This is a genomic window from Pseudarthrobacter sp. MDT3-1 (genome assembly GCF_054510755.1).
Genome location: NZ_JBTNDX010000004.1, coordinates 58,110 through 71,728 on the forward strand (window position 1 = coordinate 58,110; position 13,619 = coordinate 71,728).

10 protein-coding genes are annotated in these 13,619 nt (G+C 66.3%); 4 read left to right on the forward strand and 6 right to left on the reverse strand.

The window, feature by feature from the left end:
• Positions 1 to 416: 416 nt before the first annotated feature.
• Positions 417 to 2,060 (forward strand): alkaline phosphatase D family protein, encoded by a 1,644-nt coding sequence (locus ACX80X_RS04165; RefSeq protein WP_252598949.1) that lies wholly within the window; start codon positions 417 to 419, stop codon positions 2,058 to 2,060.
• A complete protein-coding gene (locus tag ACX80X_RS04170; protein ID WP_252598951.1) occupies positions 2,057 to 3,367 on the forward strand; it encodes an alkaline phosphatase family protein in 1,311 nt (436 codons plus the stop codon). The genes ACX80X_RS04165 and ACX80X_RS04170 overlap by 4 nt, the downstream gene beginning before the upstream one ends.
• Before the next feature lie 217 nt (positions 3,368 to 3,584).
• On the opposite strand, the gene ACX80X_RS04175 is transcribed toward ACX80X_RS04170, so the two are convergent.
• The 4 genes from ACX80X_RS04175 to ACX80X_RS04190 form a co-directional block, all read right to left on the reverse strand.
• Positions 3,585 to 5,339: a thiamine pyrophosphate-dependent enzyme gene (locus ACX80X_RS04175; protein ID WP_252598952.1), complete on the reverse strand. Its 1,755-nt coding sequence runs from the start codon at positions 5,337 to 5,339 to the stop codon at positions 3,585 to 3,587.
• A 55-nt stretch (positions 5,340 to 5,394) separates the two neighbouring features.
• Positions 5,395 to 6,915 (reverse strand): amino acid permease, encoded by a 1,521-nt coding sequence (locus ACX80X_RS04180; RefSeq protein ID WP_459311294.1) that lies wholly within the window; start codon positions 6,913 to 6,915, stop codon positions 5,395 to 5,397.
• A 70-nt stretch (positions 6,916 to 6,985) separates the two neighbouring features.
• On the reverse strand, positions 6,986 to 7,918 hold the full coding sequence (locus ACX80X_RS04185; protein ID WP_459311296.1) for a glutaminase: 933 nt from the start codon (positions 7,916 to 7,918) through the stop codon (positions 6,986 to 6,988).
• Positions 7,915 to 9,513, reverse strand: coding sequence for a PucR family transcriptional regulator (locus ACX80X_RS04190; RefSeq protein ID WP_459311298.1), 1,599 nt, complete (start codon positions 9,511 to 9,513; stop codon positions 7,915 to 7,917). The genes ACX80X_RS04185 and ACX80X_RS04190 overlap by 4 nt, the downstream gene beginning before the upstream one ends.
• 323 nt (positions 9,514 to 9,836) lie before the next feature.
• Here ACX80X_RS04190 and ACX80X_RS04195 point away from each other — a divergent pair, with 323 nt between their 5' ends.
• Positions 9,837 to 10,835: an aldo/keto reductase gene (locus tag ACX80X_RS04195; RefSeq protein ID WP_252608196.1), complete on the forward strand. Its 999-nt coding sequence runs from the start codon at positions 9,837 to 9,839 to the stop codon at positions 10,833 to 10,835.
• A 190-nt stretch (positions 10,836 to 11,025) separates the two neighbouring features.
• Here ACX80X_RS04195 and ACX80X_RS04200 read toward each other — a convergent pair whose 3' ends face one another.
• Both ACX80X_RS04200 and ACX80X_RS04205 read right to left on the reverse strand, forming a co-directional pair.
• The gene (locus ACX80X_RS04200) at positions 11,026 to 11,769 is read right to left on the reverse strand and encodes a hypothetical protein (RefSeq protein ID WP_252608195.1); all 744 of its coding nucleotides are present in this window, start codon (positions 11,767 to 11,769) and stop codon (positions 11,026 to 11,028) included.
• A 147-nt stretch (positions 11,770 to 11,916) separates the two neighbouring features.
• Positions 11,917 to 12,654 carry a LysR substrate-binding domain-containing protein gene (locus tag ACX80X_RS04205; protein WP_252608193.1) on the reverse strand — a complete coding sequence of 246 codons (738 nt, stop codon included), beginning with the start codon at positions 12,652 to 12,654 and terminating at the stop codon, positions 11,917 to 11,919.
• Positions 12,655 to 12,689: 35 nt separating this feature from the next.
• On the opposite strand from ACX80X_RS04205, the gene ACX80X_RS04210 reads away from it, so the two are divergent.
• Positions 12,690 to 13,586 carry an EamA family transporter gene (locus tag ACX80X_RS04210; RefSeq protein ID WP_459311301.1) on the forward strand — a complete coding sequence of 299 codons (897 nt, stop codon included), beginning with the start codon at positions 12,690 to 12,692 and terminating at the stop codon, positions 13,584 to 13,586.
• The last annotated feature ends 33 nt before the right edge of the window (positions 13,587 to 13,619 follow it).

A 13,619-nucleotide genomic window follows, 5' to 3' on the forward strand; every position in this document is an offset into this window, starting at 1 on the left:
TTGAGGAACTGTGAGCAGCTGAGACGGACCCAAACGGAACCCCCTGAATCGGAGCTCAGCTGGCCTCAGCTCACAACTGTCCAGCAGCCCATCGACCAGATTGCCGAAGCAGCGCTCTCTGCCAACCATTCCGACGGCAAGGTCCAACTCCTCCCCGCAGAGCTCATCATTCGCCGGTCCTGCGGCTGCGCCAGTGGATTGATGACCCTGGGCCAGTGACCGGGCCGGCACGGCGGGCCTCGTCAATCCACTGCGGATGCCAACCAGCGAGGGGATGTGGGCGGAGAACCTCTCGCTTCCCTAGTGCTGGATAAGCCAAGATATGGACTGCGCCACGGAAAACACTGGGTGAACGTCTGGCTAACCAGGTCAAAAAGCCGCCCCTTGACCCTTTGAGCGTGCGGATACTGGAAGGCATGACTAACTTTACTCGTCGTCAAGTTCTGCGCTCAGCAGGGGTCGCTGCCGTGGCTGGGGCCATGGTCTCCGGCACCGCAGCAAGTGGCTTTTCCGCCTCCCATGGTGGCGTCTTCTGCCACGGGGTCGCCTCGGGAGACCCGATGGCGGACAGCGTGCTGCTTTGGACCCGCGTGACACCAGCGCCCGCAGCGCTGCCAGGCACCGGGCTGGGCCCGGATGTGTCCGTCGGCTGGGAAATCGCTGCGGACGCTGGCTTCAAGAAGATCGTGGCCAGGGGTACTGCCGCCACCGGCGCGGCCCGGGACCATACGGTCAAGGTCATCGCCGGCCGGCTGGCCGCCGCCACCAACTACTGGTACCGCTTCACGCTGGGACAGTCCGTATCGCCGGCGGGCCGTACCCGCACCGCCCCCGCGGCGGGTGCGGTCGTGGACCGGCTGAAGTTCGGCGTCGTGTCGTGCGCCAACTGGCAGGCGGGCTATTTTTCGTCCTACCGGCATCTCGCCGCCCGCGGCGACCTCGACGCCGTGCTTCACCTCGGCGACTACCTCTACGAATACGGGCCCGGCGAATACCAGGCGCGCGACGTCGTCGTCCGCCCCCACGAACCCGCCCACGAAATGACACAGCTCGCGCACTACCGGCGCCGTCACGCCCAGTACAAAACCGACCCTGACCTGCAAGCCCTGCACGCCGCCGCCCCGTTCATCGTGACCTGGGATGACCATGAATCGGCCAACGACGCCTGGAAGGGCGGCGCCGAAAACCACACCGAGGGCGCCGAAGGCGCGTGGAGCGAGCGCGTCGCCGCCGCGCACCGGGCCTACGCCGAATGGATGCCCGTGCGCTACGAGCCGGAAGGCCAGCTCTACCGCCGACTGGACTTCGGCTCCTTGGCCAGCCTGTCCATGCTGGACCTGCGCTCCTACCGTGACCAGCAGGCCGCCAACGGTGCGGATCCCTCCGTCAGCAGCCCCGCCCGCACTATCACCGGCGCCGCACAGATGGACTGGCTGCTGGGCAACCTCAAGTCCACGGGCCCGCAATGGAAGCTTGTGGGCAATCCCGTCATGATTGCGCCTGTCCGAGTTCCCTCGACCCTGAACACCGCAGAGCTGGCCGGTGTGCAGAAGCTGATGGGCGGCACGAGCATCAGCGGCGTGCCTTATAACGTGGACCAATGGGACGGCTACGAGGCGGACCGCAACCGCGTGGTCCGCCACCTGCGGGATAACGCCGTCAAGGACACCGTGTTCCTCACCGGCGACATCCACTCCGGCTGGGCCTGCGACATCCCCGCGGATCCGGCCAGCTACCCGGCCACCGGCGATTCCGTGGCCGCGGAACTCGTCTGCACTTCCGTCACGAGCGACAACCTCGACGACATCCTGAACGTTCCGCCCCGGACCGGTTCCGTCGGCGTCGAGAACGCCATCAAGGCGGCCAACCCGCACGTGAAGTACCTGGACTTCGACTCGCACGGCTACTCCGTTCTGGACGTGACAGCCGCCGGCGTTCGGATGGACTGGTACGTCCTCGCCGAACGCACCTCCGCCAGCTCAGGAGCCACACTGTCCACATCATTCAACGTCCAAGCCAACTCCGGCAAAGTCACCCCGACGCAGGGAGGACTCCAGTGAGCCGTTCACCGCAGCCGGGCACGCCCGCCAGCAGCAGACTTTCGACGCCGGGACGCCGGCAGTTCCTGCAAATCGCCGCCGCCGGCGGGGCCGCCATCGTCCTTTCAGCGGCACCGGGCACCGCCTGGGCCGCCCCCGCCGCTGGACGGACGCGAAGCTACGTGCTGGTGGTGGACGGCTGCCGGCCGGATGAGATTACGCCCGCGCTGACGCCGAGGCTGGCTGCGCTGCGCGATGCAGGCACCAATTTCCCCGCGGCACGCTCCCTGCCGGTGATGGAGACCATCCCCAACCACGTCATGATGATGACGGGTGTCCGCCCGGACCGCTCGGGCGTGCCGGCCAACTCCATCTTCGACCGGACCGACGGCGTTGTCCGCGACCTCGACCGGTCCACGGACCTGCACTTCCCGACTCTCCTGGAGCGGTTGCAGGAGCTCGGCCTCACGACCGGCTCCGTGCTTAGCAAGAAGTACCTTTACGGCATCTTCGGTGCCCGCGCCAGCTATCGGTGGGAACCCCAGCCGGTGCTTCCTGTAACCGGCCACGCGCCCGACGCCGCCACCATGGACGCCCTGCTGGCGATGGTGAGCGGCCCGGACCCGGACTTTGTGTTTACCAACTTGGGCGACATCGACCGCGTGGGCCACTCTGACGTTTCCGGAACCACGCTGCGGGCGGCGCGTGAGGCTGCCCTGGCGGAAACAGACCTGCAGGTGGGCCGCTTCATCGACCACCTCAAGAACGCCGGCAAATGGGACTCCAGCCTGGTGATGGTGCTTGCCGACCATTCCATGGACTGGTCCATCCCCAGCAACCTCATCTCTGTCAACCTCATCCTCCAGTCCCGTCCGGAGCTGCAGTCGAACATCACGATTGCCCAGAACGGCGGCGCGGACCTGCTCTACTGGACCGGCCCGGAACCGGACCGTATCGCCGGGCTGGCCGCCGTCGAACAGCTGGTCAGAGCGCATGAGGGCGTGCTCTCGGTCAACAAGCCGGCGGACCTGCGGCTGGGCGACGAGGCCGGAGACCTGGTGGCCTACTGCCGGGCGGGCTGGCGCTTCTCCGACCCGTACGTCGCGTCCAACCCGATCCCTGGCAACCACGGTCACCCCGCCACAGAGCCCATTCCCTTCTTCATATCAGGCGGCAGCCCCGCGGTGGTCAAAGGCTCGGTATCCTCCGAACCAGCCCGGACCGTCGACGTCGCGCCCACCGTTGGCAGCATCTACGGACTCAAGGCCCCTGCGGGAGGCTACGACGGCACGGGCCGGGTCTCTGCCCTGACGAAACCGCGCAACTGAGGACGCGCTGTTAGGCTCTGCTGCCTGGTTGGTGGTTCCCATGCGCGGTCTCGCCGTAGCCCATGGGAAATTTCCGGCTCCGCGTCCAGCAGATGCCGGGCTAGTTGAGACTGTGCACAGCCGGGGCGGGTGAGCAGATGCCTGACTTCGGGCAAGGCGTAAGGATCGTACTGAGCAGTCCCGCCGTCGTCCGCTGTTCTGTGAGGATTACTGGGGCTCAGTAGGCCTTAACGCGCTGTTCCACGATGAGATGGATGAGGGCGAAGACACCGTCCTCGTCGATGGCCGCCAAGGCGGCCTCCAGTGCGGCCGGAACGTCACAGTCCTCGGTGACAGTGATCCCGAAACCGCCGAAGGCCCGGGCCATCAGGCCGAAGTCCGGATTCTTCAGCTGGGTTCCGGAGACGCGCGAGGGATAGTGACGCTCCTGGTGGGTGCGGATGGTGCCGTATTCCTGGTTGTCCATAACGATCACCAGCGGCGTGGCCCCGTACTGGGCCGCGGTTGCCAGTTCCTGGCCGTTCATGAGGAACTCGCCGTCCCCGGCGATGGTGACCACTCGGCGTCTGGGTTCGGCCAGCGAAGCGGCGATGGCCGAGGGGACGGAGTAGCCCATGGAGCCGTTGCGGGCGCTGATCATGGAGGCGTAGCGGCGGGTGGGGAAGTAGCGGTGGGCCCAGTTGGTGTGCTCCCCCGCGCCGAACGTCACCAGTGAATCCTCGGGCAGCTTTGGCACCAGGTTCGCCATCAAAGTGTCCATCCTCGCCTGCCCCGCTGCCGGCGCCGCCGGCGGTAGCGCGGCGAACCGCTCCTGCTCGCCCCGCATCTGGTCCGTCCACGCTTTCCACTCTTCCTTCACCGGCAGGTCGATCCCCACAAGGTCGCGGACAAAGGCCTCGGGCTTGGCCAGAATCTGCCGTGAAACGGGCCCCGACCGGCCACGGAGTGAGGGGTCGGCTGTGACCAGGAAGTTCTTTTTGTTCCAGTCCTGCCGGCAGACGAACCCGTCCGTAATCACGTCGCCCGGCACTGTCCCCACAAACACCAGCAGGTCGGTTTCCTCCAGGAGGTCGTAGGTGGGGCGGGGCCGGCCGTAGCCAATGGGGCCCACGTAGGACGGGGAATCGAAGGAGACCGTTCCCTGCGTCCGCCATTCAGCTGCTGCCGGGATATGGTGCCGTTCCAGCCATCCGGTCAGCTGGTCCGCGGCTGCCTGCGTCCAGTCGTTGCCGCCGGTGACAAAGAGCGGCTTGCTGGACTCTGCCAGCGCAGCCTCCAGGGCGGCGGCGTCGGAGCTGCTCATGCCCCCGGCCGCCACCGGAATGGCGGGATGCAGCGCCGGGTCAATCTGCTGCCGGATGATGTCCTCCGGCAGGCCCACCACCACAGGGCCAGACCGCCCGCTCATGGCCGCAAACATCGCCTCGGCCACGATCTCGGACGCCCGCTCCGCGTGGTCAAGGACCATGACGCGCTTCGCGCCCGTACCGAACCAGGCCTTGATGTCGAACTCCTGAAACGCCTCCCGGTCCCGGTGCGCGAACGGGATCAGGCCGACGAACAGCAGCATGGGGGTGGAGTCCTGCCATGCGGTGTGCAGCCCCACATGCGCGTTGGCCGCGCCGGGCCCCCGGGTCACCATCGCTACGCCCGGGCGCTGGTGCATCTTGCCGTCGGCCTCGGCCATGTAGGCGGCGCCGCCCTCGTGCCGGCAGACGATTGTTTCAATATCCGAGTTGTGCAGGCCGTCCAGGACGTCCAGGAAGCTCTCGCCGGGAACCACATAGGTGCGCTCCACGCCATGGGCCACCAGCGAATCAACAATCACGTGCCCGGCTGATTTCAGTGCCTGGCCGGCGCCGGCGTGGGGCTCCTCCGAATGGCGTGCCTGCCGGGAGCCTTGCTCGGAATTCCCGACGGCGGCGGGCAGGGTGTGGGATGCGGTCAGGGTTGCTTCGGTTTCCGTTGTCATGGGCTTTCTTTGGCTGTTTGGACTGGTTTGGCGTTCGTAGTGGATGGTGCGGGGTTTATCTGAAGGTCTCCGCGGGCGGGTTGGCGATGACGGGGGCGGTGCCGGTGAAGCCTTCGCGGGTTTCGGCGATCTCACGGATTCGTTGGCGGCAGGCGTACCAGCCGACGACCATGAGTGCGGAGGCGATGGCGGTGACGAGCATGGTGAGGGGTGAGTCGATGAAGACCATCACCAGGACGCTCGCGAGGAAGAGCAGGGAGAGGTAGCCGGTGTAGGGGGCGCCGAACATCCGGAAGGAGGGGCGTTTGAGCCAGCCTTTGTTCGCCCAGCGTTGGAGCTGGATCTGGCAGAGGACAATGGTTGCCCAGGTCATAACGATGCCCACGGAGGCGACGTTCAGCACGATTTCGAAGGCCTGCGCGGGGACGAGGTAGTTCAGCGGGACGCCGAGGAGGGAGACGCCGGCGGTGATGGCGATGCCGCCGTAGGGGACGCCGGCCTTGTTCATGCGGCCCGCGAATTTGGGGGCGGAACCGTTCACGGACATGGACCGGAGTATGCGGCCGGTGGAGTATAGGCCGGCGTTGAGGGAGGAGAGCGCGGCGGTGAGGACGACGAGGTTCATGATGACGTCTACACCCTGGATGCCGATGGAGCCGAAGAATGTCACGAAGGGGCTGACGCCTTTTTCGTAGGAGGTGTAGGGCAGCAGGAGGGCGAGGAGGATGACGGAGCCGACGTAGAAGACGGCGATGCGGAAGACCACGGAGTTGATGGCTTTGGGCATGATCTTTTCGGGGTTTTCGGTTTCGCCGGCGGCGGTGCCGACGAGTTCGATGGAGGCGTAGGCGAACAGGACGCCCTGCATGAGGATGATCATGGGGAGCAGGCCGTTGGGGAAGACGCCGCCGTTGTCCGAGAGGAGGCTCAGGCCCACGGGCTGGCCGTCGACGGGGGTGCCGAAGATGACGAAGTAGGTGCCGACGACGAGGAAGACCACGAGGGCGGCGACCTTGATGATGGCGAACCAGAATTCGAGTTCGCCGAAGACCTTGACGGAAACGAGGTTCAGGGCGAGGACCACGATCAGGGCGATGAGGGCCCAGGCCCATTGCGGGACGGCGGCCATCCAGGGGATGTAGTGGCCGAAGAAGTTCATGTAGAGCGCGGCGGCGGTGATGTCCACGATGGTGGTGGTGGCCCAGTTGATCCAGTAGAACCAGCCGGACACGAACGCGGCCTTCTCGCCGAAGAACTCACGGGCGTAGGAGACAAACGAACCCGACGACGGGCGGTGCAGCACCAGTTCGCCCAGGGCCCGCAGGATGAGGAACGCGAAGAAACCGCAGACGGCGTAGGCGATGACCAGCGAGGGGCCGGCGGCGTTGAGGCGGCCGCCGGCGCCGAGGAACAGGCCGGTGCCGATCGCCCCGCCGATCGCGATCATCTGGATCTGCCGAGGCTTGAGGTTCTTGTGATAACCCTTGTCCTCCGCATGCAAGGCGGACTCGGAGGCGTGCGCATGACCGCCGTCGGCCTGTTGCAGTACAACCTCGTCATTGGGGTTGATGGGCATGGTTGATCCTTTCGATACGGAGAAGATCCTGCTGGGTTGGGAAGAAGTTGTGGGGCGTGCAACCGGGGGTTTAGAAAACAGACCAGCCAGTGCGGTCGGAAAGGTCGGCGAGAGCCGCGGTGCCGGCCAGGGAGTTTCCTTTGGCGTCCAGCCGAGGGCTCCAGACGCAGATGGCACCAACACCTGGAACGATGACCAGGATCCCGCCGCCCACACCGCTTTTCCCGGGAAGGCCCACCCGGTAGGCGAACTCGCCAGCAGCGTCATACATCCCGCATGTCAGCATGATGGAGCCGATGCGTTTCGCGTCGCTGCGGGACACTACCGTTCCGAGTGCTCCGTTGCCGTCCCGGGCGAGGAAGAGTCCCGCTTTGGCGAGTTCAACGCAGGTCATCATGATGGAGCATTGGCGGACGTAGTTTTCCACCACTGATTCAGCAGGCTGCCTCAGGTTGCCGAAGCCCTTCAGGAAATGCGCCAACGCCAGGTTGCGGCTGCTGCTGGAAAGCTCGCTGGCTGCCGCGGCCTCATCGATGAAGGGCCCTGCGCTGCCCGCCTGGTCGGTGAGGAACCGCAACACCTGGGTGGCGGCGTCGGACGTTTCTTCCATCAGGTGATCGGTGACCACCAGGGCACCGGCGTTGATGAAAGGGTTCCGCGGGATGCCGTGCTCCAGTTCCAGCTGAACCAGGGAGTTAAACGAGGTGCCGGACGGTTCGCGCAGCACGCGGGACCACAGTGTTCCTGAGCTGTCGCCTCGAAGCGCCATTGCCAGTGTGAACACCTTGGAGATGCTCTGGACGGAAAAGGGGACGTCGGCATCGCCGGAACGGAACACCTCACCGGAAGTGGTGGCGACGGCGATCCCGAACCTGTCGAAGGGTACCGCTGCCAGGAGGGGGATGTTGGCCGGGACAGAACCGGTTTCCCGCTGTGGCCTGTGTCCGCGGACGATGTCGTCCAGTATTGCGTCCAACGGCGGTGCTTTGAGTGCTGTGGTCATTTCCTGCCCAGTTGTTCTTTAGGTGTGCCGGCCCATTCCTGGATGTGGAGCAGGGCCACCAGCGAGTCCCGCGGGTCGCCGAAGTTCAGGCCGGTCGCCCGGGATGCCTTGCTGATCCGGTAATAGACGGTGTTCTTGTGCAGCCCCATCCTGCTGGCGCACTCGGCGACATCGAGCGAGGCTTCGAAGTACGCGTGCAGGGTTTCCGCAAGTTCGGCGTCCTGCCGCAGCAGGGCGAAAAGACTGCGGTGGCGGAACGTGGAGGACGTGAAATTCCGAACCGCCTCGCGGAAGAGGATCTCCCCCTCGAAGTCGTCCACCGTGGCAACGCCCCTGTCCGAAGACGTGCCCACACAACTCAACAGGGCCTCGGTGATCCGGGTGGTTGTGTGCAGGGACAGCAGGTCCGGGACTACCGGGCCCACGGCTGCGAACGGGCTGATGCCGAGGTGCTTGCCGGCATCCCGGACGATGGACTCGGCCAGGCTCCGCAGTCCGGGCTCCGCGGAGGTTGACTGCAGGCCAGGGACAATGACGGCAGTGTCGCCCTTGAACTGGCCTACGACGGCGGACGCCTTGTAGGCGGCCGCGTGGATGGACGCCAGATTGGCGAGTTCGCCGTGCTTCAGTGCTGCGTCGTCGGCTTGGGCTTCGGAATCGGGCATTCCTATCAGGATCAGTGCGGCCGGGCGCTCAGCGGAGATCTTCTCGCTGTAAGCACTGGCAGCGGCTTCCGCCGAACCTGAAAGGATCCGCACAATGCGGTCCTCGCGCATGTGCACGGACTGCTGGTTGCGGTGTCGGATCAGCTCGGCGGAGGCCCGTGCAGCAGATCCTTTCAGCACATAGTCAACGTCGGGGCCGAAGCCGTCCCCGGTTTCCTGCAGCCAGATGTAGCCCATGATCCGGTCCCCGGCGAACAGTGTGACGGCCACCCGTTCCCGCAGCCCGTCCTGGGGCCGGGCCGGTACCCGCACCGGCAGCCGGGTCCTGTGCAGTTCACGGTAGGCGCCCAGGTCCTTCAGCAGCAGCTCGTATTTACGCGGACCACGCCGGGCCAGGATGGAGGCCTTGCGCAGCTCGTCGATGTCGTTCGAAACGGTGGAGTATGCCAGGACCTTGTTGGCGGCGTCTTCGATGACCACGTGGCTGGATGTGAGCCTGGCCGTGGTCTGGGCGATGGCAAACAGGTCCTCTTCCAGCAGCGTCAGCACTTCGCTCTGGTAGCTGCGCGGCTGGATGCGGTCCTTGGCAATGGACAGTAGCCGGTCCCAGTCAGCCCCCGGATCCACCAGGAGCAGGCCCGTGCCGGCATCGCGGAGCAGTTCTTCGGCTTCGGCGAGCTCTTCACATCTTCCCTTGACGGCGACCACCGGCGGAGGGTTCTTCAGGAGCCGCCGCAGCGTGGGCAAAGCCGAGCGGCCGCGGACGCCGATCAGCAGGACAAAGGCTGCGCCGCCGTCGTACGTTTCATCATCCGCATCCACGATCAGGAACCGTTCGATCGCAGAGCTGGCCGGGGCAGGCCGGAGGATGAGGCTGGCGAAACCCAGGGGGAGGTCCGAGAGAATATCGTCCACCGTAACCGCTGCCATGGGCTTCCTTCTGCGTCGATCTGGCCGGACGGCTCTGTCCGGTCACTTCATGCTATCGAGGCAGGCTCCCCCAAAATATGGAATGGAACCCAAATGCAGTGGCAGCTTTTCGGTTTGCGGACCAAGTTTCCACGGTTCATGGCCCTGTATGGCCTTCCAAACCCGAAGTGGCTGTCAGCGCGCACAGGCCCCGGCCATGTGGAAGGGTGGTACTGACAGGCCCTCCCGCCGGTCTCGAAGTGCCGTTAGCGTTGTTGGAACGGGCAACTCCACTTCTCAGAAAGTGCGACCCGCCCCTCCCTTCGACCCCAGGAGCATGACATATGGACAAGCGCACCCTCGGCACCAGCGGCCTGGAGGTCTCCGCCATCGGGCTGGGCTGCATGAGCATGAGCGGCGGCTACAGCGACCGGCCCGACCGGCAGGAAATGATCGCGCTGATCCGCGCGGCCGTGGACCGCGGCGTCACCTTCTTTGATACGGCAGAGATCTACGGCCCCCACGCCAACGAGGAACTCGTCGGCCAGGCCCTCGCCCCACACCGGGACGAGGTGGTGATTGCCACCAAGTTCGGCTGGGACATCGACCCTACGCAACGCAAGGCGAGCGGGAGGGTCACCAGCCGTCCCGACGTCATCAAGCACGTGGTGGACGGGTCGCTCCAGCGGCTCGGCGTTGACGCCATCGACCTGTACTACCAGCACCGGGTGGACCCCGATGTCCGTATCGAGGACGTGGCGGGCGCCGTCAAGGAACTGATCGACGCCGGCAAGGTCAAGTATTTCGGCATGTCCGAGGCCGCCGCCGGCACGATCCGCCGGGCCCACGCCATCCAGCCCGTGACCGCCGTCCAGAGCGAATACTCGCTGTGGTGGCGGCGCCCCGAAGAGGACGTCCTGGCCGCCTGCGAGGAACTGGGCATCGGATTTGTGCCTTTCAGCCCGCTGGGCAAGGGCTTCCTCACCGGGACGATCGACACCTCAACCAGCTTCGAGGCCGGCAACGACATCCGCGCCACCATCCCCCGCTTCACCCCCGCGGCCAGGGAGAACAACCGTGCCGTGGTGGACCTGCTGGCCGGGATCGCGGAGCGCAAGGGCGCCACTCCGGCCCAGATTGCGTTGGCCTGGCTGCTGGCGCAGAAACCGTGGATCGTCCCGATCCCCGGCACCCGGAAGCTGCACCGGCTGGACGAGAACCTCGGCGCCGCCAACGTAACCCTGTCCGCGGACGAACTCGCTGACATCGAGGACGCGGCCGCCAAAATCCAGGTTCAGGGTGGCCGTTACAACGAAGCCGGGGAACGGATGACCAACCTCTGACGTGGCAGCCCCAGCTGCAGGCCCCCTGGTTGGAAGCCCCCACGCGAGTTGAACTCAAGCGCGGGGACTTCCAGGGCTTCGGTGGGGGGACCGAAACCGAGATCAATCTACCGAATCCGTGCGGGCGCAAAGGTCGAAATTGGCCTGCCGGCACAAATCTTGTGTGAACCTTGAGCCAGCCCGCAGGCGCCTAATCCGCTGGCCGCAATGAGGTGATCATCCGCTTGATGTCCTGGTACTCCGGGGTCGCCGCGTACTTCTTGGCCTGCTCCAGGTACGGCAGAGACTCGGCCCCCGGCGTCACGTTGTTCTCGGGGTTGTAGAACGCGCCGAACATGGCAGCGGTGGGCGGCCACGTGAAGAAGTGGAAGATGGCGCAGGCCGAGTCGCCCGTGGGCGCCGCCCACGCGATGCCGTAGGCCGCGGCCGGCGTGTTGGCCGGACCCGGCGCAGCATCGTTGCCGCGGGTCTCAAAAACAAACCAGGGCGCCGGGCCGCCCTGCGCCAGCAGCGGCAATTCTTCAGACTCCAGCACCTCGTACGGGAACCGCTCCAGGCACGTGGACCCGGTGGCCATGTTGGTCCGGAGCGTCGCGAGCGGCTTACCGGCCTGGTTGGTCACCTCGGCGAAGGCACCGCCGCCCTCCGGCAGTTCGCCGGCCGGGTCCCGGACGCTCCACGCGGCCGGGTGTTCGAACGTCAGTTGGCCGTCCGCTGTCGTGTAGTTTGACCAAGCGGCCGACGCCGGCGCGGCGCCGGTGGCGCTCGGCGAGACTGTCGCCGTCGGCACGGCAGTGGTGGTTCCGGTGGCCGCGGACGTGACGGTGGGGCTGGGACTCGCCGTCGGGCCTGGCTGCGGGCCGCACCCCGCCAGCATCAGCGCCATCAGGATAGCTGTGGGAATTACCGCGGCTGACGCGGCGGGACTGCGCATCACACCCTCCTTTGGGTCCGAGTTTGGTCCTTAAATTGTGGTGCTGCCGGGCGCATTAGGATCCAGCAGCGGCCCGATTGGCGCCGAACCGTTGCGGGGATAACGAACGGATCCCGCAACGCCCGGGGCAGGAAGCAAACGCGCGGCTCAGGAATAGAGGGCCGCGAGCAGCTCGACGACGCCCTGCGTCCCCGCAGGCGGGTCGGACTTGGACCAGGCGACGTAAACGGGGACTGGGGCGGCGTCGCGCACGTGCCGGTAGACAACTCCTTTGCGCCGGTACTGGTGCGCCGTTGATTCCGCAGTGATGCCCCGCGCCTTGCCGCTGCCGATCACCGTCAGCCAATCGTCGACGTCGTCCGTGGCGATAGTGCGCTGCGGCTGCTGACCTTCCGGCCACAGGTCCAGCCTGGTACTTCCGGTGCGCCGGTCCAGGGCAATCGGTTTGGCCGCGGCTTCTGCAAGGGTGATGCTTCGCTTGCCGGCAAGGGCGTCATCCGCTGCCATGGCGCAGAAGCGGCTCTCCAGCCCGATGAGCACAAGGCTGGTGGCCGCCGTGTCGGGGACCCGCCGCAGGATGGCGAAGTCGCTGGTTCCTTCCGCCAGTCCCGCCGTCGGGGTGTTGGTCCGGATGAGGCGCAGCTCCGTGTTGGGAAACGCGTCCGCCCACCTGCGCTGGAACTCCGTGGTGTGCCTGCCCAGGGCGGACCAGGCGTAGCCGATCCTTACCGTGCCGCCGCCGTCGGCCGCCTCCTGCTGGATGGCCTCCAGAATCGAGAGAACACGGCGCGCATGCCGGACGGTCCGGTCGCCGGCGGCCGTGAACTCAATGCTCCTGGTGGTGCGGTGCATGAGCTCGACGCATAAGAGAGCCCGTCTATGCATTTTGGAGGAACCTGCTGCGGCCCCACACTCCAAGGATGGACAACACATTAACTGCCGGCCGAGGCCGGGCTGGCGCCATCCTCGTGGCGAGCGCGCTCTCAAACCAGCTGGGTGCGGCCAGCGGTTCACTGGCCTTCCCCGCAATCGGCCCGGTGGGCGTCGTCGCGGCGCGGCAGTTCATTGCCGCGGCGGTGCTGCTCCCCCTTGTCCGGCCACGCGTCTTCTCCTTCACCCGCCACCAGTGGTGGCCCATTCTTCTGCTGGCACTGGTGTTCGGGACGATGAACCTCTCCCTGTACGCGGCCGTGGAGCGCATCGGGCTGGGCCTCGCGGTCACGCTCGAATTCCTGGGTCCGCTGGCCCTCGCCCTGATCGGTTCACGGACCAAGGCGAGCGCCGCCTGTGCCCTCCTTGCCGCGGCCGGGGTTGTGGCCATCACTCAGCCGGAAGCGTCCACGGACTACGCGGGCATCGGCATGGGACTGGTCGCCGCGTGCAGCTGGGCCGCCTACATTCTCCTGAACAGGACGGTGGGCAAGCGGATCCCGGGCATCCAGGGGACGGCTGCCGCAACCGGCGTGTCGGCCGCTCTCTTCCTCCCCGTGGGGCTGGTGACGTTCATCAACCACCAGCCGGACACCTTCACCATCCTCTGCGCAGCAGGCGCCGGCGTACTGGCGTCCGTGGTCCCGTACGTCGCGGACGTGATCACCCTGCGCCGTATCCCCACCAGCCTGTTCGGGGTCCTGATGAGCATCAACCCCGTCTTCGCGGCATTGGTCGGGGCGCTGGCCCTGGGTGAAGCCCTGGGCATGGTGCAGTGGGCCGGCATTTTCCTGATCGCAGCGGCCAACGCTGCCCTGACCGCCGGGGCCGGTCGGCGCCCACCGGTGCCCGGGATGCCGGCGGCAAACGGAACCCCCACGTTGTGACCAGAGCCCCTGCACCATTAGAGGAGAACAGCT